Origin of the sequence: Campylobacter sp. US53 (assembly GCF_004378995.1) — a bacterium.
In the GTDB taxonomy this organism is placed as follows: Bacteria; Campylobacterota; Campylobacteria; order Campylobacterales; family Campylobacteraceae; genus Campylobacter_D; species Campylobacter_D jejuni.
Map to the genome: position 1 here is coordinate 126,791 of NZ_RYYH01000005.1, position 18,510 is coordinate 145,300.

19 protein-coding genes are annotated in these 18,510 nt (G+C 30.2%); 4 read left to right on the forward strand and 15 right to left on the reverse strand.

Going from position 1 to position 18,510, the window contains the following annotated elements; all coding sequences use genetic code 11:
* The first annotated feature begins 27 nt into the window (after positions 1-27).
* Positions 28-1,374 (forward strand): SH3 domain-containing C40 family peptidase, encoded by a 1,347-nt coding sequence (locus ELQ05_RS05360; RefSeq protein ID WP_070316489.1) that lies wholly within the window; start codon positions 28-30, stop codon positions 1,372-1,374.
* An 11-nt stretch (positions 1,375-1,385) separates the two neighbouring features.
* Here the strand turns inward: ELQ05_RS05360 and ELQ05_RS05365 are convergent, their stop codons facing one another.
* From ELQ05_RS05365 to rpmH, 14 genes are all read right to left on the reverse strand, one after another.
* A complete protein-coding gene (locus tag ELQ05_RS05365) occupies positions 1,386-2,258 on the reverse strand; it encodes an N-carbamoylputrescine amidohydrolase (protein WP_070316490.1) in 873 nt (290 codons plus the stop codon).
* A complete protein-coding gene (locus ELQ05_RS05370; RefSeq protein ID WP_002853697.1) occupies positions 2,255-3,142 on the reverse strand; it encodes a cation diffusion facilitator family transporter in 888 nt (295 codons plus the stop codon). Before ELQ05_RS05370 ends, ELQ05_RS05365 begins: the two co-directional genes overlap by 4 nt.
* On the reverse strand, positions 3,139-4,116 hold the full coding sequence (locus ELQ05_RS05375; RefSeq protein WP_070316491.1) for an agmatine deiminase family protein: 978 nt from the start codon (positions 4,114-4,116) through the stop codon (positions 3,139-3,141). Before ELQ05_RS05375 ends, ELQ05_RS05370 begins: the two co-directional genes overlap by 4 nt.
* Before the next feature lie 98 nt (positions 4,117-4,214).
* Entirely contained in the window at positions 4,215-4,649 is a 435-nt protein-coding gene (locus tag ELQ05_RS05380; protein WP_038817414.1) for an META domain-containing protein, read from the reverse strand.
* 9 nt (positions 4,650-4,658) lie between these two features.
* Positions 4,659-6,251, reverse strand: a complete 1,593-nt coding sequence (locus ELQ05_RS05385; RefSeq protein WP_070316492.1) for a methyl-accepting chemotaxis protein — start codon at positions 6,249-6,251, stop codon at positions 4,659-4,661.
* 98 nt (positions 6,252-6,349) lie between these two features.
* Entirely contained in the window at positions 6,350-7,882 is a 1,533-nt protein-coding gene (gene purH / locus ELQ05_RS05390) for a bifunctional phosphoribosylaminoimidazolecarboxamide formyltransferase/IMP cyclohydrolase (protein WP_096703167.1), read from the reverse strand.
* 2 nt (positions 7,883-7,884) lie between these two features.
* Positions 7,885-8,655, reverse strand: a complete 771-nt coding sequence (locus ELQ05_RS05395) for a DnaJ family molecular chaperone (RefSeq protein WP_002934420.1) — start codon at positions 8,653-8,655, stop codon at positions 7,885-7,887.
* Positions 8,652-10,838: a phosphoribosylformylglycinamidine synthase subunit PurL gene (gene purL / locus ELQ05_RS05400; protein ID WP_002934422.1), complete on the reverse strand. Its 2,187-nt coding sequence runs from the start codon at positions 10,836-10,838 to the stop codon at positions 8,652-8,654. Before purL ends, ELQ05_RS05395 begins: the two co-directional genes overlap by 4 nt.
* 10 nt (positions 10,839-10,848) lie before the next feature.
* On the reverse strand, positions 10,849-12,177 hold the full coding sequence (gene mnmE / locus ELQ05_RS05405; protein ID WP_002866894.1) for a tRNA uridine-5-carboxymethylaminomethyl(34) synthesis GTPase MnmE: 1,329 nt from the start codon (positions 12,175-12,177) through the stop codon (positions 10,849-10,851).
* On the reverse strand, positions 12,170-12,988 hold the full coding sequence (locus ELQ05_RS05410) for a Jag N-terminal domain-containing protein (RefSeq protein ID WP_070316494.1): 819 nt from the start codon (positions 12,986-12,988) through the stop codon (positions 12,170-12,172). Before ELQ05_RS05410 ends, mnmE begins: the two co-directional genes overlap by 8 nt.
* Complete coding sequence (yidC, locus tag ELQ05_RS05415) at positions 12,985-14,577, reverse strand: membrane protein insertase YidC (protein ID WP_134239982.1); 1,593 nt, start codon at positions 14,575-14,577, stop codon at positions 12,985-12,987. Before yidC ends, ELQ05_RS05410 begins: the two co-directional genes overlap by 4 nt.
* Positions 14,574-14,915 carry a membrane protein insertion efficiency factor YidD gene (gene yidD / locus ELQ05_RS05420; RefSeq protein WP_002865962.1) on the reverse strand — a complete coding sequence of 114 codons (342 nt, stop codon included), beginning with the start codon at positions 14,913-14,915 and terminating at the stop codon, positions 14,574-14,576. Before yidD ends, yidC begins: the two co-directional genes overlap by 4 nt.
* Positions 14,912-15,238, reverse strand: a complete 327-nt coding sequence (rnpA, locus tag ELQ05_RS05425) for a ribonuclease P protein component (protein ID WP_002934425.1) — start codon at positions 15,236-15,238, stop codon at positions 14,912-14,914. Before rnpA ends, yidD begins: the two co-directional genes overlap by 4 nt.
* Complete coding sequence (gene rpmH / locus ELQ05_RS05430) at positions 15,235-15,369, reverse strand: 50S ribosomal protein L34 (protein ID WP_002776864.1); 135 nt, start codon at positions 15,367-15,369, stop codon at positions 15,235-15,237. The genes rnpA and rpmH overlap by 4 nt, the downstream gene beginning before the upstream one ends.
* A gap of 130 nt (positions 15,370-15,499) precedes the next feature.
* Between rpmH and ELQ05_RS05435 the strand changes: the two genes are divergently transcribed.
* The 3 genes from ELQ05_RS05435 to ELQ05_RS05440 are packed head-to-tail and all read left to right on the forward strand — an operon-like array spanning position 15,500 to position 17,771.
* The gene (locus ELQ05_RS05435) at positions 15,500-15,979 is read left to right on the forward strand and encodes a GNAT family N-acetyltransferase (RefSeq protein WP_070300811.1); all 480 of its coding nucleotides are present in this window, start codon (positions 15,500-15,502) and stop codon (positions 15,977-15,979) included.
* Positions 15,976-16,584 (forward strand): uracil-DNA glycosylase family protein, encoded by a 609-nt coding sequence (locus ELQ05_RS08310; protein ID WP_070300812.1) that lies wholly within the window; start codon positions 15,976-15,978, stop codon positions 16,582-16,584. The genes ELQ05_RS05435 and ELQ05_RS08310 overlap by 4 nt, the downstream gene beginning before the upstream one ends.
* Positions 16,581-17,771 (forward strand): hypothetical protein, encoded by a 1,191-nt coding sequence (locus ELQ05_RS05440; protein WP_070300813.1) that lies wholly within the window; start codon positions 16,581-16,583, stop codon positions 17,769-17,771. Before ELQ05_RS08310 ends, ELQ05_RS05440 begins: the two co-directional genes overlap by 4 nt.
* On the opposite strand, the gene ELQ05_RS05445 is transcribed toward ELQ05_RS05440, so the two are convergent.
* A complete protein-coding gene (locus tag ELQ05_RS05445) occupies positions 17,763-18,137 on the reverse strand; it encodes a YbgC/FadM family acyl-CoA thioesterase (RefSeq protein ID WP_070300814.1) in 375 nt (124 codons plus the stop codon). The genes ELQ05_RS05440 and ELQ05_RS05445 overlap by 9 nt on opposite strands.
* Positions 18,138-18,510 lie beyond the last annotated feature (373 nt).

An 18,510-nucleotide genomic window follows, 5' to 3' on the forward strand; every position in this document is an offset into this window, starting at 1 on the left:
ATAACTATTTTTTCTAAAAGGTTGATTATGAAATCTTGTTTATATTTTACTTTTATAGTGCTATTTTTAACAGCTTGTTCAACAAAAAATTTAACTTCACTCCATCATGAAAATTTAGAACAAAAAAATAAAAATCAACATTATGCAAAACTTGAATACGAACAAAATGTAAGCATTTTGCCACAATTTACTTACGATATTAATTTTGATGCAAAACGATATAAAAAATATTTCTTTAATCCTTGGCATGATTCATTTAAAAATTACAAAGGACAAAATATTTTTTGGTCCTTTCCCTTATATTTAAATTCAAAAAATACTTATTATTTTTTCAATAAACAAATTATTCCACTTTCATGGTTTAAAAACGTTACAAATAACGCAAATATCCAAGAATTTGGCAAACTTAATCAAAAAGCTTTAATTATCCAAAATACAATCATTAAAAATCTTCCAACCCAAAGAACTATCTTAAAAAATCCTTTTTTTGAAAATGAAGGAATTCCTTTTGACTATGCAAGCGATGGCATTTTAAATGCTGGAACCCCTGTCTTAATTTCACATTTTAGCAAAGATAAGCGTTATGCTTTTGTTTTAGGTGAAGCTGGATTTGGATTTGTTGAAAGTAAAAATTTGGAATTTTTCTCAAACGATAGAGCGAAAATCTATGAAAATCTCAACTTTATCACACCACTAAAAGAAAAATTTCCTATCTATAGCGAGGATGGTAAATTTTTCTTTGAAAGTAGAATTGGTGCTATTTATCCTTACTACAAAGAAGATAAAAACTATTTTTATGGAAAAATAGGTTCTAAAAAATATAAAATTTCTAAAAAAGATGTATCTAAATTTCCTTTACAATTCAATGATAAAAATTTAAAAAATCAACTTTCACAAGTTTTAAATTTGCCTTATGGCTGGGGCGGTTATAATTTTGAAAGAGATTGTTCTTTACTAACTCGTGATATCTTTTCAGCTTTTGGACTTTATCTACCAAGAAATTCAGCTGCACAAAAAAATTCTTTTAATCATTTTGATATAAGCACTCTTAGTAATTCTCAAAAAAAAGATTTTTTAAACCGCTTTGGGAAAGCTTATCTTAGTTTACTTTATTTACCTGGACATATTATGCTTTATGCAGGACAAATTACAGATAATAATATTGCCATACATAATATATGGGGCTTAAGAAAAGATGCAACCCAAAGACTTCTCATAAGTTCTAGTGTCATCACTTCTTTAGAAATAGGAAAAAATGAAATTTTAGAAGATAATTTGCTTTTATCAAGACTTAAAGAAATAAGTTTTATAAATTTAAACGAACAAGAAAAAGAGCAAATAAAAAGCTATCTTGAGAATATACAAAACAAGTAAGATTTATTGATTTAATCAATAAATCTTTTAGTTAAATCTGCAAAATATTCTATGCGTCTATCTCGCAAAAAAGGCCACCAACGACGTACATTTTCACTTCTTTTTTTATCTATTTCTATGATTTTTACACATTCGTTTTGAGAATCTAAAAGACAAAGTTCTTCACCTTGAGGGCCAAAAACAAAAGAATTTCCCCAAAATCTAATGCCCTCTTCTACCCCACTTACATCTTTTTCAAAACCTACCCTATTGATAGCTACTACATATAAGCCATTAGCTATAGCATGTCCTTTTTGTACGCCAAGCCAAGCATTGAGTTGTCTTTGTTTTTCTTCATCTTTATCCTTATCAAACCAACCAATTGCCGTGGGATAAATAAGAATCTCAGCTCCTTTTAAAGCCATAATTCTTGCTGCTTCAGGATACCACTGATCCCAACAAATAAGCACTCCAAGCTTGCCTAAACTTGTATTTATAGGTTCAAAACCCAAATCTCCAGGAGTAAAATAAAATTTTTCATAAAAACAAGGATCATCGGGTATGTGCATTTTGCGATATTTGCCTGCTATAGAACCATCTTTTTCAAAAACCACTGCAGTATTATGATAAAGTCCGGCGCTTCGTTTTTCAAATAATGAAGTAATAAGCACTATTTGATTTTTTCTAGCTATATTTGCCCAAAATTTCACATCTTTTTCATAATCATTAGCATAATCAAAAAAATCCACATTTTCACTTTGACAAAAATACTCACTTTGATGAAGTTCTCCCAAACAAACAAGCTCAGCTCCTTGTTTAGAGGCTTCTTCTATAAATTCGCAAGTTTTTTTTATAGTTTGTTCTTTATTTGAATGAAATTTTTGTTGTATTAAAGCAATTTTCATTGTCTTTGCCTTTCTTGTTCTGCATCATCATAAGGATCTAAATGAATTTGTATATCCCATTTTTCATTTTCAAACATCTTACGCACACCTTCTTCTATTTCATCTGAAATTTTATGCGCATTTAAAAGCGAAATTATAGGGCAAAAAACCAAATGTACGCTTAAATAATTACAACTTGGAGTTTTACGCGTCTTTAATTCATGATAGGAAATTATTTCAGGATTATTAGAAATCAAAGTACAAATTTTATCCACTTGTTCCTTAGGTAAAGCCTCATCCATTAAAAAAGCTAAAGCTTTTTTAATGATTTTAAAAGCAGAAAATGCCGTATAAAGACTGATCACTATCCCAAAAATAGCATCAATAATATGTAAATTTGTAAAATAAATCAAAACCAAAGCCCCTAAAGTACAAGCATTGGTTAGACAATCTGTTTTGTAATGCAAAGCATCACTTTCTATAATCAAACTTTTGGTTTTTTTAGCTACATAATTTAAAAAAAGTACAAGAAAAAAAGTCATAATTAAAGCAAAAATCATCACATAGATGCTTGAATTTAAATCTTTAATTTCTTCTTTATAATAAATCTTTAAAATACTCTCATAAAAAATAAAAATCCCCACGCCAACTATAAAAACACCTTCTAACAAACCCATTAAAGCTTCAATTTTAGAAAAACCAAAATTATAATTTTCATTCGCCTTTTGTGAGCTTTTTTTAAGAGCTAAAAAATTAAAAGCAGAAATAGCAAAATCCATTAAAGAATCAATCGCACTTGAAAGCACCGCAACAGAACCACTTGTTAAGCCTACTATAAATTTAACCAAGGCTAAAACAATAGCACATAAACTTGCTACAAGAGTTGCTTTTTTTTGCAAACTCATCTTAAACCTTTGAAACGATTTTGACAAGAACAATGCAAAGAACCGTTTTGTCGTAAAAACACTCTTGCATCTACTCCTATAATTTTATGACTAGGTAAAGCTTTAGAAAGTCTTTTAGCTATGATTTCATCATTTTTATCCTTATAAAAAGGCACAATTAAAGCATTATTTACAAAAACAAAATTCGCATAAGTTGCGCCCAATCTTCTTCCTTTATAGTATAAAGGCTTAGGTATAGGAAGTTCTACTAAATCAAAGCCTGTTTTTTTAAGCTCTTCTTTCATTTTTTGCAAAGGCAAATAATGCTCATCCTCTTCATCTTCACAAATACAATGTGCTATGGTATTTTTATCTATAAATCTTGCTAAGGTATCGATATGATGATCCGTATCATCACCTTTTATGAAACCATTTTCTAACCAAATAATTTGTTTTAAACCAAAAATTTCTTTTAATTTTATATCAATTTGGGTTTTGTTTAGATGAGAATTTCTATTTTCATTTAAAAGACAATGAGAGCTTGTAAGCATCACACCCTCTCCATTAAAGTCAATACTTCCTCCTTCTAAAATAAAATCAACCTTTTTAAGCTCCTCTTTAAATTTTTCTTTAAAAAGCTTAGAATTTACAGCATTATCAAGCTCACTTTGAAATTTATTTCCCCAAGCATTAAAAGTAAAATCAAGAGCCTTTAAATGACCATTTTCTACTATATCTATAGCTCCAAAATCGCGTATCCAAGTATCATTGGTATCACATTTAAAATACTCTACATTTTTTATATCTTTAAAATTTTCAAAATCACTCTGTTTAGGAGCTATAAGTAAAACTTTTTGAAATTCACTCACTGCTTTTACAAATTCTTTATAACTTTGTAAAATTTCCTCTAAGTAGGGATTCCAATCGCTTTTTTCATGAGGTAAAGAAAGCATGAGGTATTCTTGCTCACTCCATTCAGGAATTGATTTTATCATTTAACTACCTTTTTTGATAATAAAATTATAATTGTATCATTTTTTAGACTTTTGTCAAATTTAAGAAGATTACCTCGATATTTCGAGGCTTTAGGGTATTATTTAAAAAAGATTTTCATTTCATCATTGCTTAAAACAAGTTTTCCATTTTCATTTGAAATTTTAAAAGTTCCTTTGAAATTTGAAAGGAAAGAATTTTCAAAATCCATTACATCCATTGGGTGACAAAGCATTTGAGTTGAAGCGACGCGATCACCTTCGATTTGTAAAGTATCCGCCTTAGTTTGGTAAGAACCAAAAAAACGATTGCATCCTGAATAACCATAAAATTTATTATTTTCAAAACTGATATTTGGACTTTCCTCTGCGTTTTTTGGATCAAAAGTTTTACCATTAACTATAATTTTTTCTATTTTGAAAAGCTGATTTTGCGCAAGTTCATTATTACCTTTAGAAGTAGATGAAGTAACAGAAGTACTAGCACAACCTGCAAAAAAAGTTGCAGCTAAAGCAATTTGAAGCGTTTTTTTCATTTTATTCCTTTAAATTTGAAATTGGTTAAGTTCGCTTTCGAGATTATGACACACTATTTTTAACTCATCTGCAACTTGAAGTAGAATTTTAGAAATTTCTTCATTCTTTTCACTTACTTCAACATTTTCTTGCATACGAGAAAGTAAATTTTGTATATTCTCTTGGGAAATTTTTATTTTTTCAGTACATTGAGTTACCAAAGCCCTAGCATCTTCGTTACATAATTTAACCTCATTAGCATCATTAACCAATAAAGTGGTGTCATCATTTAAAGCTTGTACACTTTGAGCATTTTTCTTTAATTCTGCGCTAACCTCATTAATACTTTGCAAAAGCTCTTTTGTAATTTGAGCTACATTTCCCAAAAATTCTTCACTGTTCTGAGCCAACTGCCTAACATCCTCAGCAATTACAGAAAAACCTCGTCCAAAGACACCAGCCCTAGCTGCTTCTATGCCAGCATTTAGGGATAGTAAATTGGTTTTATCTGCGATCTCATCCATCATTTGAGTTGCTTTTTGTATATTGCCTGCTTGATTGACCATGTTTTCAACTTTTTTAGCCAATTCATTTTCATTTTGGGATACTGTTGATACTTTATTAGCAACATTAAACAAAGATTTAAGCATTTGTTCTAATAATAAAAAGGATTTTTCATTGGCACTATTTGCCTTATTTGACAAACTAGCAAGTTCTCCAAGTTCATTGCCAACATTTGCACCAAGTTTAAAACTTTGATCTATTTGCTTATGACTTTGTGAACTGATATCACTTAAAGAAATAGCATTTGAATTTAAAAGATTGCTTTGTTTTTCTACATTTTTTGAATTATGACTTGCACCGCTAACTGCCTTGTGAGTTTTTTCGATAAATTGATTGATATATCCACAAGCTAAAGCAATTTCATCTTGACCTTTAACTGAAATACGAGCTTTTAAATTGCCACTTCCTTGAGCTAATTCTTTAGCATGATTTAAAAGCTCTAAAACAGGCTTTCCAACAACAACTTTAAGCATTAAAAGAACCACACAAAGGGTAAAAATCAAAGCAATAGTAAATATTATAATATAAGATTGACTGGTTTTACTTATATCTTTTTGAACACCTTCTAAAGAATGCGATATATCCATAACCCCTATCACACTCCCTACATTAGCATTTGCATGACAAGCAACACAACTTTCATCTGCAATCAAAGGGCGTATCAATCTTAAATGCACAACACCATTTACATTTTCTTCTAAAGCTTGAATTTTAGGATTTGAAAATTGTTCTATAATACACTTATCATTTGAAATTTGAGGGGCTTTCATCTCAAAAAGATCTATAGTATCTTTTGAAGGATAAATTTTAATATCACTAATACCCTCTATACTTTTTGCATCTTCAATGGCTTCTTTAATTTTTTCAGGATCTCCTAAATTCATAGCCATTCTCATTGTTTGAAAAACAGAAGTACTTACAGTATCTAAATTTGCCCTGCTCATTTTATTGGCAGTATTTGTAAAATCCAAATTTAAAATCACTTGCATTACAATAAAACTTATAAGCAACACCACAAAAATTGCAGCAGAAACCTTAAATCCTATAGTTTTAAACATCATAGTTTCCTAAAAATAAAATTTTTCGGAAATATTTTACACATAATTTATTTAATTTTTATTGAATTATGTGTAAAAAACATAACATTCCATTAAACTTAATGTAAGAAATGTCTTACTCCTGTAAAATAAAGCGCCATACCATACTCATCGGCTGCTTTTACCACTTCATCATCTCTTATACTTCCGCCTGGTTCTACTATAGCCTTAACCCCTACTTTACTTGCTTCATCTATGCTATCTCTAAAAGGAAAAAAGGCTTCACTTGCCAAAACGCAACCTTGCAAATCAAGCCCCATTTCTTTAGCTTTAGCGATTGCTGCCTTTGCTGCATCGATTCTACTTGTCATACCCATACCTATAGCCACCATAGCACCATTTTTTACATAAACAACATTGTTTGATTTGGTAAATGCTGCTATTTTCATAGCGATTTCAAGATCTTTTAATTCTTCCTTGTTTGCCTCTCTTTGACTCATAAGCTTGGCATTTTTAAGTTCATCTTCGCCCACTTCATCGCTATTTTGATACACAAAACCCCCATCAATATGTTTAAAATCATATTTATCAAAACTGCGGATTAAAAACGGACTTTCTTGAGTGAAAATTTTAATGCGTTTTTTACCTTCAAACACAGCTAAAGCTTTTTCGTCTACATTGGCTGCGATGATTACTTCTACATAAATTTCATTGATTTTATTTGCTAAAGCCTCATCAAGAGTTCCATTGATTGCAACCACTCCCCCATAAGCACTGACACTATCGCATTTTAAAGCATGCATATAGCTTTGTACTAAATTTTCTTTTATAGCAAAACCGCAAGGATTTCCATGTTTTACTATAGCAATAGCTGGAGCTTTATCAAAACTACTAGCTAAGTTTAAAGCTGCGTTAATATCGGTTAGATTATTAAAACTTGCTTCGCCTTTAAGGGCTTTGAAATTTGCACTAAAAAAGGCATCAAACTCATATAAAGCCCCTTTTTGATGTGGATTTTCTCCATATTTTATATCAAATACTTTTTGTCCTACTATAAATTTACTCGCTCCAAAACCTCCGTTAAAGCGTTCATTCATATAATTTGCAATATAAGCATCATAATTTGCCGTATGCTCATAAGCTTTTATCATCAAATTTAAACGAAAATTCTCATCATTTTGACCTTTTTTTAAAGTCTCAATCACTTTTTCATAATCAAGCGGATCGCAAAGTACCATCACATCTTTATAGTTCTTTGCTGCACTTCTTATCATCGCAGGTCCGCCTATGTCGATATTTTCTATAATTTCATCAAAATCATCGCTCATGATGGTAGTTTTTTTAAAAGGATATAAATTTACACAAACTAGATCAATGCCTAAAATTTCATTTTCTTTTGCTTGTTTGATATGATTTTCATCGCTTCTTTTATGCAAAATCCCACCGTGAATCTTAGGGTGTAAAGTCTTCACACGCCCTTCAAAAAGCTCAGGACTCTTTGTAAAATCACTCACTTCTATAACTTTTATTCCATTTTCTTTTAAAAGCTTAAAAGTCCCCCCAGTTGAAAGAATCTCAAAACCTAAATTTTCAAGATCTTTGCCAAATTCTACTATGCCTTCTTTATCACTCACACTAAGTAATGCTCTCATTTTTACCTTTCTAAATGTTTTTTAACTTTTTCATAAGCTTCGTTGATTTTTTGAAATTTCTCTACGCCGATTTTAAGCTCTTCTTCGTTGACATTGTTTGCGTTTAAAATATCAGGATGGTATTTTTTTGCTAAATTGCGGTATTGTTTTTTTACCGCATTTAAATCCGCATTATTTGGAAGTTCTAAAATAGCAAAAGCTTCATCAAGACTTAATTCTTTTTTAGTACTTTTTAAATTTGAAAGACTTGCTATAAAAGCGTCTAGTTCGCTTTTTGCTATATCAAAGGCTTTAGCGATTTGCTCTAAAATTTCACGCTTTTTAGCATTAAAATCTGCATCGATTAAAGCCATAAAAACAAGCACACGCAAGACATTAAAACGCTCATTTTTAGGTAAAGGCACTTCTTTTAAAAAATCTTTTGCCACATAAAAAGCATCGCTTAAATTTTCTTTATGTTCGTTAAAACTTGCTTTTAAAAAAGCTCTTTCTTTTTCATCTTTAGCATTTGCATCTAAAAGATCTTTGATCATTTCAGCTTCATTTTCACTTACTCTGCCATCGCTTTTTGCAATTTTTGCCAAAAGTGCGATAATATAGTAATTCATACGCCTTTTAAACTCATCCATTCTTTCTTCCATAACCCCACGAGCAAAACCCTTAGCAAAGCCTTTGGCTCCTTTTGTAGCTGAGTTTAAAAAATCCTGTTTTCCCCAAGTTTTATAATACCAGTAAAACACCAAAACAACGAGTATAATTAAAACTAAAGTCATTGGATTTGCTCTTTAAAACTTTCAAAATAAAGCTTATCAAGTTCAGCCTTGCTTAACTCAATGCTATCAAGTTTAAAATGTTTTTGGCTTGTACTCACACCTAATTTATAAGCTTTTACTCCAAATTCTTTAGCTAAATTTAAAAAAGCTTCTTCATTTTCTTTGCTAAGTCCTACTATAGCACGACTTGCACTCTCATCAAAAATCATTTTTTCATCATCAAAATCACTTGTTAAATTTGCACCTACACTAGAAATAGCAAACATTTTTGCCAAAGTCATAGCAATACCCCCTATTCCTACGCTATTGGCACACTCAAGTAAAGAATTTTGATTGGCTTTATAAAGTAAATCCCAAAGTGCAAGTTCAGCTTTATAATCAAGCTCTTTAAGACTTCCTGATACTTTTTTATCTTGGATTTTCATTACCATAGATCCGCCAAATTCTCCTAAACTTTCACCTAAAAGATAAACGCTTAAATTTTCTTTTTCAAAACTAGCTTTTAAGGTTTTATTTGCATCTTCTAAAACCCCTACGCTTACTATAGTAGGACTTGGATAAATACTTACGCCTTCAGTTTCATTATAAAGTGAAACATTGCCACTTACTACTGGGGTATTTAACTCTTTACAAGCTTCTTTAATACCTTCGCAACCTTGTGCAAATTGCCACATCACTTCAGGATTTTGCGGATTTCCATAATTTAAACAATCACTTATTGCCAAAGGCTTAGCTCCTGTGCAAGCAACTTTTCTTCCTGCAGAAGCTACTGCTAAAGCTGCTCCTATTTTAGGATTTACATAATTTAAGCGTGAATTACATTCTATAGCCATAGCCACACTTGCACCATTTTCTTTGATACGAATAGCACTAGCACCTAATTTTCCATCAGCTTTTATGGTATTGGTTTGCACGCTTGAATCAAATTGATCATAAATAAAAGCTTTATTATTAATATTTTCATTTTGAAGCATTTGTATAAAAAGCTCTTGAACGCTTGATTTTAACTCAAATTTATAGTCTTTAATTTCACTTAAATACCTTGGCTCACTTATAGGACGGCTTAAAATCGGCGCTTTTTCACTTAAAGGCTCGATAGGAATAAGTCCTACAAGCTCATCATGCCAAAAAAGCTCCATTTTTCCTGTATTGGTAACTTCACCCATAACCACAGCATCTAAATCCCATTTTTTGAAAATTTCTATAACCTTATCTTCATAGCCTTTTTTCGCACAAATAAGCATTCTTTCTTGGGACTCGCTAAGCATTAACTCATAAGGGGTCATACCGCTTTCACGCATAGGAGTTTTATCTAAGTAAAGTTTCATGCCACTGCCACTTCTTCCTGCCATTTCAAAAGAACTTGAAGTAAGCCCTGCAGCACCCATATCTTGAATACCTACAATATAATCGGTTTTAAAAAGCTCTAAACAAGCCTCCATAAGAAGTTTTTCACTGAAGGGATCGCCAATTTGCACTGTAGGACGCAAAGATTTGCTTTCTTCATTGAAGCTATCACTTGCCATAACCGCTCCACCAAGTCCATCACGCCCTGTTTTTGAACCCACATAAATCACAGGATTTCCTACACCTTCAGCCTTAGCATAAAAGATATCTTCACTTTTACAAATCCCTAAAGCAAAGGCATTAACTAAGATATTTCCATTAAAACACTCATCAAAAGCACATTCTCCACCTATAGTTGGCACACCCATGCAATTTCCATAATGAGAAATTCCATTTACCACACCTTTAACAAGGTATTTTTGATGTTTGCCGCATTTTTCATCATGAATATCGCCAAATTTTAAAGAATTTAGCCCCGCAACCACTCTTGCACCCATAGTAAAAACATCACGCAAAATTCCCCCTACTCCTGTAGCCGCACCTGCAAAAGGTTCGATAAAGCTAGGATGATTGTGACTTTCTACTTTAAAAACTGCTGCCATACCTTGCCCGATATCAATAACCCCTGCGTTTTCACCTGGGCCTTGAATCACCCAAGGTGCTTTAGTTGGAAAACCATTAAGATATTTTTTGCTGGATTTATAAGAACAATGCTCACTCCACATCGCAGAAATAACCCCAAGTTCTAACAGATTTGGTTCTCGTCCTAAAATTTCTAAAATTTGTGCATATTCTTCATCGCTGATTTTATGTGCTTTTATGGTTTCTTTATCCATTTTTATCCTTTCATTTTCCTAAACAAAAATTACCAAACATTTCGTCTAAAATTTCATCTCTTTGAAAATCTTTGGTAAATCTTGCAAGTTCATTAATAGCTAAATTAAGTTCAAAAGCAAAAAGTTCTAAAGAACTTTCCTCTAAAAGCCCTTTAGCTCTAAAAATCGCTTCACTTGAAATTTTACAAGCATTAATAAGATCTAAAGAACTTACCATAATACCTTCGCTATCAAAAGAATTAAGATAATTTTGCAATTCTTCTTTTAACAAAGTGATGTCTTTTTGAGCACTAAGCTTGATAAAATTTTTATTTTGAGTATTTTTGAAAACATTTTCTAAATCACTTTTATTTAAAATCCAAAAGATTTTTTTATCAGTATTTGCCAATAAGTCAAAAATTTTCTCATCTTCTTTATCTTGCACTCTTGAAGCATCAAAGACTGCCAAAATAATATCTGCATCTTCTAAACTTTTTTTACTTAAAGCTACGCCGATTTGTTCTATAGCATCTTTACTTTCCCTAATACCCGCTGTATCTATAATGCGTAATAAATGCGTTCCTAATTTAAAGCTCTCTTCTATAGTATCACGAGTGGTGCCTGCTATATCTGAAACAATAGCTCTTTCATAAGAAAGCAAGGCATTTAAAAGCGAAGATTTGCCTACATTTGGCTTACCTACAATAGCGATTTTAAAACCTTCTATGAGTCCTTTTTTGCTTTGAGAAAGTGTATAAATTTCTTTTAAAATTTTAGAATTTTCTTCACACATAGTAGAAATTTGTTCTAATAAATCAGAAGGTAAATCATCATCAGCATAATCAATGCTAGTTTCTACAAAAGCCAAGGTTTTAACCAAATCTGTGCGAATTTTTTCTAAAAGTTCTCCTAAGTTTCCTTGCATGTTGCGTGCTATAATTTTAGCTGCAAGTGCAGATTTTGAAAGTATGAGATCTTGTATATTTAAAGCTTTTAAAGGAGTCATTTTGCCATTTAAACACGCTCTTTTGCTAAATTCCCCTGCTAAAGCAAGTCTTGCTCCTAAACTCACAAGTTCTTCGAGTAAAACTTCACTCACACTAAATCCTCCATGAGTTTGAAACTCTACTATATCTTCCCCTGTAAAACTATAAGGGGCTTTAAAATATATCATTATAGCTTCATCGATAATTTCATTATTTTGATTAAAAAGTTTTGTAAAAGTAGCATGGCGGGGGGTGAGTTTGGTTTTGTGGCTAAGCTTTAAGGCAAATTCTAAAGCCCTTTCACCGCTTAATCTTACAATAGAAATCGAACCCACACCATGAGCTGTGGCAATAGCCGCTATAGTATCACTCATCTTTTTTGAAAAAGTCGTTTATTACAACAAATCTTTGATCATTATTTTGCTTAATTCCTACATACTTATCTGGAAATTCAGCTCTTAACTGCTCTAAAGCGATTTTTATCAAAACCCCATCTAAAGGTTTGGTTTGTCCGCGTCCATGAATTTTAATTTTTTCAATCACGCTTTGTAAATAAAGCTGCATACCTTGAATTTGATTTTCTAAAAATTGAGCGATCTCAAGGCGTACTAAAAGATTATATTTTAAATTGATCCAATTATGCAAAAGATAAGAAATAGCCTTGTAACGATGTGCTTCTTTGCCTATCATCAAAGCAGCATCTTCCCCATCCAATCGAATCAAAACACAATCTTCATTATACATTTTAAGTTCACTAAGCTCTATTTTAAACTGGGAGCTTTCTAAAAGTTTTGCAAGCTGAATACGAATCTCATCTAAAATATCCTGAGTATTACGCACTCCTTTGCTTTCTCGATGAAAACTATCAAAAATTTCATCACTTTTTACTGTGTATTTTTCTTTTTGACTTTTATTTTTTTCATTTTTTATTTCAATCTTGTTTTCTTGTTTTGGCTCATGTGTTTCTGGTTTGTGATTTTTTGAACTTGTAAATTCTTTTTTAGGATTTTTTTTCAAAATCCTTTTTTTTGCTTTAGCCTCTATAATTGCCTTTTTTCTTCCAAATCCAAAAAAACCTTTTCTTGGATGCTGAATAATCTCATATTCTAAGTCCATAACAGAACATTCTAAACTTCTTGAAGCTTCTGTTAAGGCACTTTGAAGATCAATGGCTTCGATTTTCATTTTTCATGCTCCACTTGTTTTTTGTGATGTTCTTTAGCAAATATTTTATTGATAACCCATTGTTGAACCAAAGAACAAAGGTTATTTACAAACCAATAAAGCGTAAGTCCTGCTGGGAAAGTGATAAAGAAAAAAGTAAAAATCACTGGTAAAAATTTCATAATCTTAGCTTGCATAGGATCTTGCATAGTCATAGGTGTAATAAGCTGTTGTAAAAACATCGTTGCACCCATTAAAATAGGCAAAATAAAATAAGGATCCATTACCGATAAATCATGTATCCAAAACGCCCAAGGAGCTGCTTTTAGCTCAATAGCATTAAGCAAAACGCGATAAATAGCAAAGAAAATAGGAATTTGTAAAAGTATAGGCAAACAACCGCTCATAGGATTTGCACCATGTTTTTTATAAAGCTCCATCATGTGCATATTCATTTTTTGTGGATCGCCTTTGTAACGCTCTCTAATATCTTTCATTTTAGGAGCAAGATCTTTAAGTTTATTCATAGAAATCATAGACTTATAAGTTAGCGGGAATAAAATAATACGCACAATTAAAGTCATCACAACGATAGCCCAACCCCAATTTCCTATATACTGATGCAAGAAATTCAAAAACTCAAACATAGGCTTAGCAATAAAAGTAAACCAACCATATTCAACAACTGCTTCAAGGCGTGGATCTATACTTCTTAAAATCACATGTTCTTTAGAACCTATATAACCCCCTACTTTAAATTCATTATCACTATAAGCAAAAACTATAGGGTTTTTATTAGCATCCTTGCTGATTACCACATTTAAAGGTTTATCAAAATTATAAAAGAAAGTTGCATAGTATCTATCAAAAGCCGAAGTCATTACGACATTATTAGCACTTTCATCCTTTTCTACATCTCCATCTTTATAAGTTTCGATGGTTTCTTTATTATCCATTACCAAAGCACCATGAACTGTATAACTATCTACGGCAATATTTGGACGATATCCTGGACTTATAAAATAATTTGCATTCTTGCTGAGTTTAACTTCTATCTCATAATTTCCTTTTGGATAAAAAGTAATATCTTTTTCGATTTTCAATCCAGAAAGATTTTGAGTGAGTTTTAAAACTTGACTTCCATTTTCATCAACAAAAAGATTGCTAGAGTTAGCAACATAAGGAATTTTAAAAGCCTCTGAGTTAATACTTGGATCACTAAAACGCATTTCTAAAGGATAAGGACTATTTTCCTTGCTAACAAGATTTATAAATTCTCCTTTCTCATTTTGGTATTTTTTATCTTTCAAATAAAAAGCAGAAATTCTACCAAAAGAGTCAATTTGTGCTTCAAAATGCTTGCTTTGAACCTTAGATATCACACTATCTTGCGAAACTAAAGCTGCACTTGGAGTATTTGTGGTGGTATTTTGTATATTAGGAGTGTTATTTATGCTTGTGTTTTGTTGATTTTGTTGTGTAATGTTTTGTTCTATTTTTAAAGGTTGCTTTGGAATGAAAAAATAATCATAAACAACAAAAAATAAAAAAGAAATCACAACAGCTAAAAGTATACGCTTTTGCTGAAAAATATTATTTGAATTATTCACTGATTTGTCCTTTTAAAGATGATTTTTATAAGATAAAAACTTTTATTTTTATAAGGTATATATAAAAAACAAAGTTGTTTTTTTGCTAAAAATATAGGCTTAAAACATAAATTCATAGGATAAAAATTTTTAGAAACTCTAGGATAATCAAAACCCCCTTTAAAAAAAGGGTTACATCTTAAAATTCTAAAAAAAGTAGAAAAAAAAGCTAGAAAAAAATTCTTTTTTTGAAACTGCCAAAGCGCATACTCAGAACAACTAGGATAATACCTACAAGCAGCGGGTTTTAAAGGGCTTAAAAATTTCTGATAAAAACGGAGTATTTTTAGGCATATCATTTGAAACATTCTAGTTTTTTCAATCCCCATTTTAGATTTTTTTCTAACCTAGAAAAAGAAAGTTCAGTGATTTCATTTTTAGCTACAAAAATATATTTGCCATCTTGAAGATATCTTTCAAACTTAGCAAACAAAGCCCTTAAAATTCGTTTTGAACGATTTCTAATCACTGCTTTTCCAACTTTTTTACTAGCAACAACTGCTATTTTTTTTTCATAACTATTCAGATAAAAAATGATCACACCTTCGCAATGCCATTTTTTACCTACTTTATATACAGATGAAAATTCCTCGTTTGTGCTAAATTTATCAAAATTTTTCACACAGCAAGTCTTTTTCTACCTTTAGCACGTCTTGCATTGATCACCTTGCGACCATTTTTAGTTTTCATACGAACACGGAAACCGTGAGTGCGTTTTCTTGGGGTGCCATGCGGCTGATAAGTTCTTTTCATTTGATTTTTCCTTAAAAAATTATAAAATAAACTTGTATTTTATCTTAATCTTACTTATAAATTGCTTTTGATTAAGAGTAATTTTTAAATTCTTTTGATAAATTTTGAAATTATTTTTAAAAGGTTAAAAATGTCAGAATTTAAAATTATTGATTTAAGACAAGAAGATTTAGATATTTTACAAGAAATGATCATAGAATTTGCAAAATACGAAGATATGTTAGATTTTCTTCAATGCACGAAAGAAAAACTAGAACATTCTTTACTAAAAAATAAATTTGCTCGTGCTTTTTTGTTAAAAGAAAATGAAAAAACTATAGGTTATATGATTTATTTTTATACTTTTTCGTCTTTTTGGGGCAGCGGTGGAATTTATCTTGAAGATATTTATATACGAGAAGATTTTCGTAAAAAAGGTTATGGAAAAACTGTTTTTAAATTTTTAGGAGAAATTTGCAAAAAAGAAAATTTAAAAAGACTCGACTGGGTTTGCTTAAATGATAATATTTTAGGTATTAATTTTTATGAAAGTTTAAACGCTAAACATCTTAAACAATGGAGAAATTATCGTCTAAGTGGAGAAAATTTAGAAAAATTGTGTGATTTATGATAAGAAGTCTTTATTATTTAAAAGCTATGGGATTTAAGTTTGTTGATACACATATGAACCACTTTGAACAAGTACAAAATTTTCAAGAATTAAAACAACTTGTTTCATCTTGCACCTTATGCCAATTTTCCAAAACAAGAAAATTTAGTCTTATGGAACCTAAGATAAAAAATGCCAAATTGCTAATTCTTGATGTTTTTGGGCAAAAGAGTGAAAATGAAAGTGGAATTTTACTTAATTCAAAAAAAGGTGAAAAATTAAAACACTATATTTATCAAATTTTAGGGCTTTGCGATGAAGATTTTTATTTTTCTTATTTATTTAAATGTTTTTGTAATGGAAAATTTGATGATTTTTCGCTACAATCTTGCTTGCCATTTTTCTGGAACGAACTAAAACTGATTCAACCTGCTTTTTTGCTTTGTCTAGGAGAATACACATTTAAAAGCTTGGGATTTAAAGATTATCACATTTTAAAAGGTGAAGTTTTTGCTTATAAAAATTTTTTCATAATGCCAAGTTATGATTTAGATTTTATAGAAAAAAATCCAAGTTATGAAAAAAATTTCATACAAGATTTAAAAAAAATTAAAGGATTTTTATGAAAAAAATATTTTTAATATTTTTCTTATCTTGCTTTTTGCTTAATGCAAAAGAGCAAAAATTAGTCGATGTAAAACCTGTTGAAAATTTTTATCCTAAATTAAGCGTTCAAGAATGCAACACAAACTGTCTTTTTGATCTTTTAGAATCAAGATTGTATCTCAGTTTTTTAAGTGAATTTGTAGATCAAAACGATCAATTTTTATCTAATGTTTATGTAAAATTATTAAATTCCATTACTGATTTTGAAAAAAATGTTCAAAAAATTACTTCTGTTAAACTTGCGATAATTATCCCAGAAAAAACCATAAAAAGCTACTCAAATACTATAATAAATTCAAGCATAGCCTATCTTTTAAGACAAAGAGCTGAAATCAAAGTAAAAGTTTTTTTAACCGGTACAGAAGATAATGATAAAATTCGAGCCGCACTTGATGCAGCACAAGCTCAAGGATATCAGTATGCCATAGCTGGATTTACTCTAAAAGGTGCTAATGAGTTGAAAAATTACTCAGGAAATATGAAAATTTTCATACCGACTATCCATAAAAACAACATACAAATTTCAAATCAAAATATTATTTTTGGAAGTATTGACTATGATGCTCAAATTGCCACACTTTTAAGCAAATCAAATGCTAATATCGCAATATTTAGCGATGGTTCTGCCTTATCAAGCAATCTAAATTCAAGAATTCTTGCTCAAAATAATAATGCTAGAATATATACCATAGAAGGCGAGAAGCTTGATTTTAGCAGGCTTTTAAGATCACAAGGAGGAGTTAATAATGCCTCAATATTTTTTAACACTCCATTGATCAAAACAGCTCTAGCAAGTTCTCAACTAAGAATTTATAACATTCATCCTTATGTGCTTTTATCCACTCAAATCAACTATAATCCAACATTTTTAAGTTTAACACAACAAGGAGATAGAGAAAATTTCATCATTGCTAATTCTATCAATAACCACGATGATAACTTAGTCTATCTTAATGAAATTTTTAATCAAAGTATAGATTATAACTGGATTGCTTATGCTTCTAGCATAGGAGTTGATTACTTTTATACCGAATTCCTAAATAAAAAAAGCGAAAGTTTATTTAATGAGAAAATCAAAAATTCTCAAGTTGATTACAAAGTGCGGCTTATGCAAGGCAAACAAGCAAGCTTTGAAGAATTAAAATAATTCTTCAAAGAGCTTTTTTAACTGCATATTCATTCTAGCTGGTTTTTCGTTTTTAATAAAAGCTAAAGTTAATTCCATTTTAAAAAGCAAAATTTCATCTTTATAAATTTCTTGTAAAATTTCCACAGAAGCATTTTTGACTTCTAAAATTTTTGTTTTAATCTCTATCATATCTCCAAGTTTTGCAGGTTTTAAGAAATTGCAATTTGCTTTTGTAAGCAAAAAATGACCCTTAGACGCATCAAAAATATCTACTTTTTTATTGAAAAAAATTTCACTTCTTGCTCTCTCGCAAAATTTTAAATAATTACTATGATACACCACTCCACCCGCATCAGTATCTTCATAATACACACGCATTTTCATCGCTTTACCTTAAAAAATATTTTACATTTAAAAAACATTAGATTATACAACGGAAATTCTTTGATATCGCTTTTTAGCTTATATTAAAATTTCCGTCCAATCTTAATTTAATGAAGCTTTTTAACAATATTAAATATATTATAAAAATAAAATTAAAAAATAACTTTTTATTATTAATATTATTTAAATATTTTATTTATAATTAATATATTTAAGAATATTATAATTATAATTACCCTTACTTTTAATAATATTTACAAATAATGTTAAATAGTTAAAATATAATAATCAATATTCAAGGACATCTATGCCAGCTATTAAGCTTTTTAACTTCACGGGGGGGGGGTATAGAGAATTTTGGTTTAGACTTTCT

Excerpts from the sequence above, each read along its gene's own strand:
- ELQ05_RS05360 (WP_070316489.1), top strand. The coding sequence starts at position 28 with ATGAAATCTTGTTTATATTTTACTTTTATAGTGCTATTTTTAACAGCT.
- ELQ05_RS05365 (WP_070316490.1), bottom strand. The coding sequence starts at position 2,258 with ATGAAAATTGCTTTAATACAACAAAAATTTCATTCAAATAAAGAACAA.
- ELQ05_RS05370 (WP_002853697.1), bottom strand. The coding sequence starts at position 3,142 with ATGAGTTTGCAAAAAAAAGCAACTCTTGTAGCAAGTTTATGTGCTATT.
- ELQ05_RS05375 (WP_070316491.1), bottom strand. The coding sequence starts at position 4,116 with ATGATAAAATCAATTCCTGAATGGAGTGAGCAAGAATACCTCATGCTT.
- ELQ05_RS05380 (WP_038817414.1), bottom strand. The coding sequence starts at position 4,649 with ATGAAAAAAACGCTTCAAATTGCTTTAGCTGCAACTTTTTTTGCAGGT.
- ELQ05_RS05385 (WP_070316492.1), bottom strand. The coding sequence starts at position 6,251 with ATGTTTAAAACTATAGGATTTAAGGTTTCTGCTGCAATTTTTGTGGTG.
- purH (WP_096703167.1), bottom strand. The coding sequence starts at position 7,882 with ATGAGAGCATTACTTAGTGTGAGTGATAAAGAAGGCATAGTAGAATTT.
- ELQ05_RS05395 (WP_002934420.1), bottom strand. The coding sequence starts at position 8,655 with ATGACTTTAGTTTTAATTATACTCGTTGTTTTGGTGTTTTACTGGTAT.
- purL (WP_002934422.1), bottom strand. The coding sequence starts at position 10,838 with ATGGATAAAGAAACCATAAAAGCACATAAAATCAGCGATGAAGAATAT.
- mnmE (WP_002866894.1), bottom strand. The coding sequence starts at position 12,177 with ATGAGTGATACTATAGCGGCTATTGCCACAGCTCATGGTGTGGGTTCG.
- ELQ05_RS05410 (WP_070316494.1), bottom strand. The coding sequence starts at position 12,988 with ATGAAAATCGAAGCCATTGATCTTCAAAGTGCCTTAACAGAAGCTTCA.
- yidD (WP_002865962.1), bottom strand. The coding sequence starts at position 14,915 with ATGATATGCCTAAAAATACTCCGTTTTTATCAGAAATTTTTAAGCCCT.
- rpmH (WP_002776864.1), bottom strand. The coding sequence starts at position 15,369 with ATGAAAAGAACTTATCAGCCGCATGGCACCCCAAGAAAACGCACTCAC.
- ELQ05_RS05435 (WP_070300811.1), top strand. The coding sequence starts at position 15,500 with ATGTCAGAATTTAAAATTATTGATTTAAGACAAGAAGATTTAGATATT.
- ELQ05_RS08310 (WP_070300812.1), top strand. The coding sequence starts at position 15,976 with ATGATAAGAAGTCTTTATTATTTAAAAGCTATGGGATTTAAGTTTGTT.
- ELQ05_RS05440 (WP_070300813.1), top strand. The coding sequence starts at position 16,581 with ATGAAAAAAATATTTTTAATATTTTTCTTATCTTGCTTTTTGCTTAAT.
- ELQ05_RS05445 (WP_070300814.1), bottom strand. The coding sequence starts at position 18,137 with ATGAAAATGCGTGTGTATTATGAAGATACTGATGCGGGTGGAGTGGTG.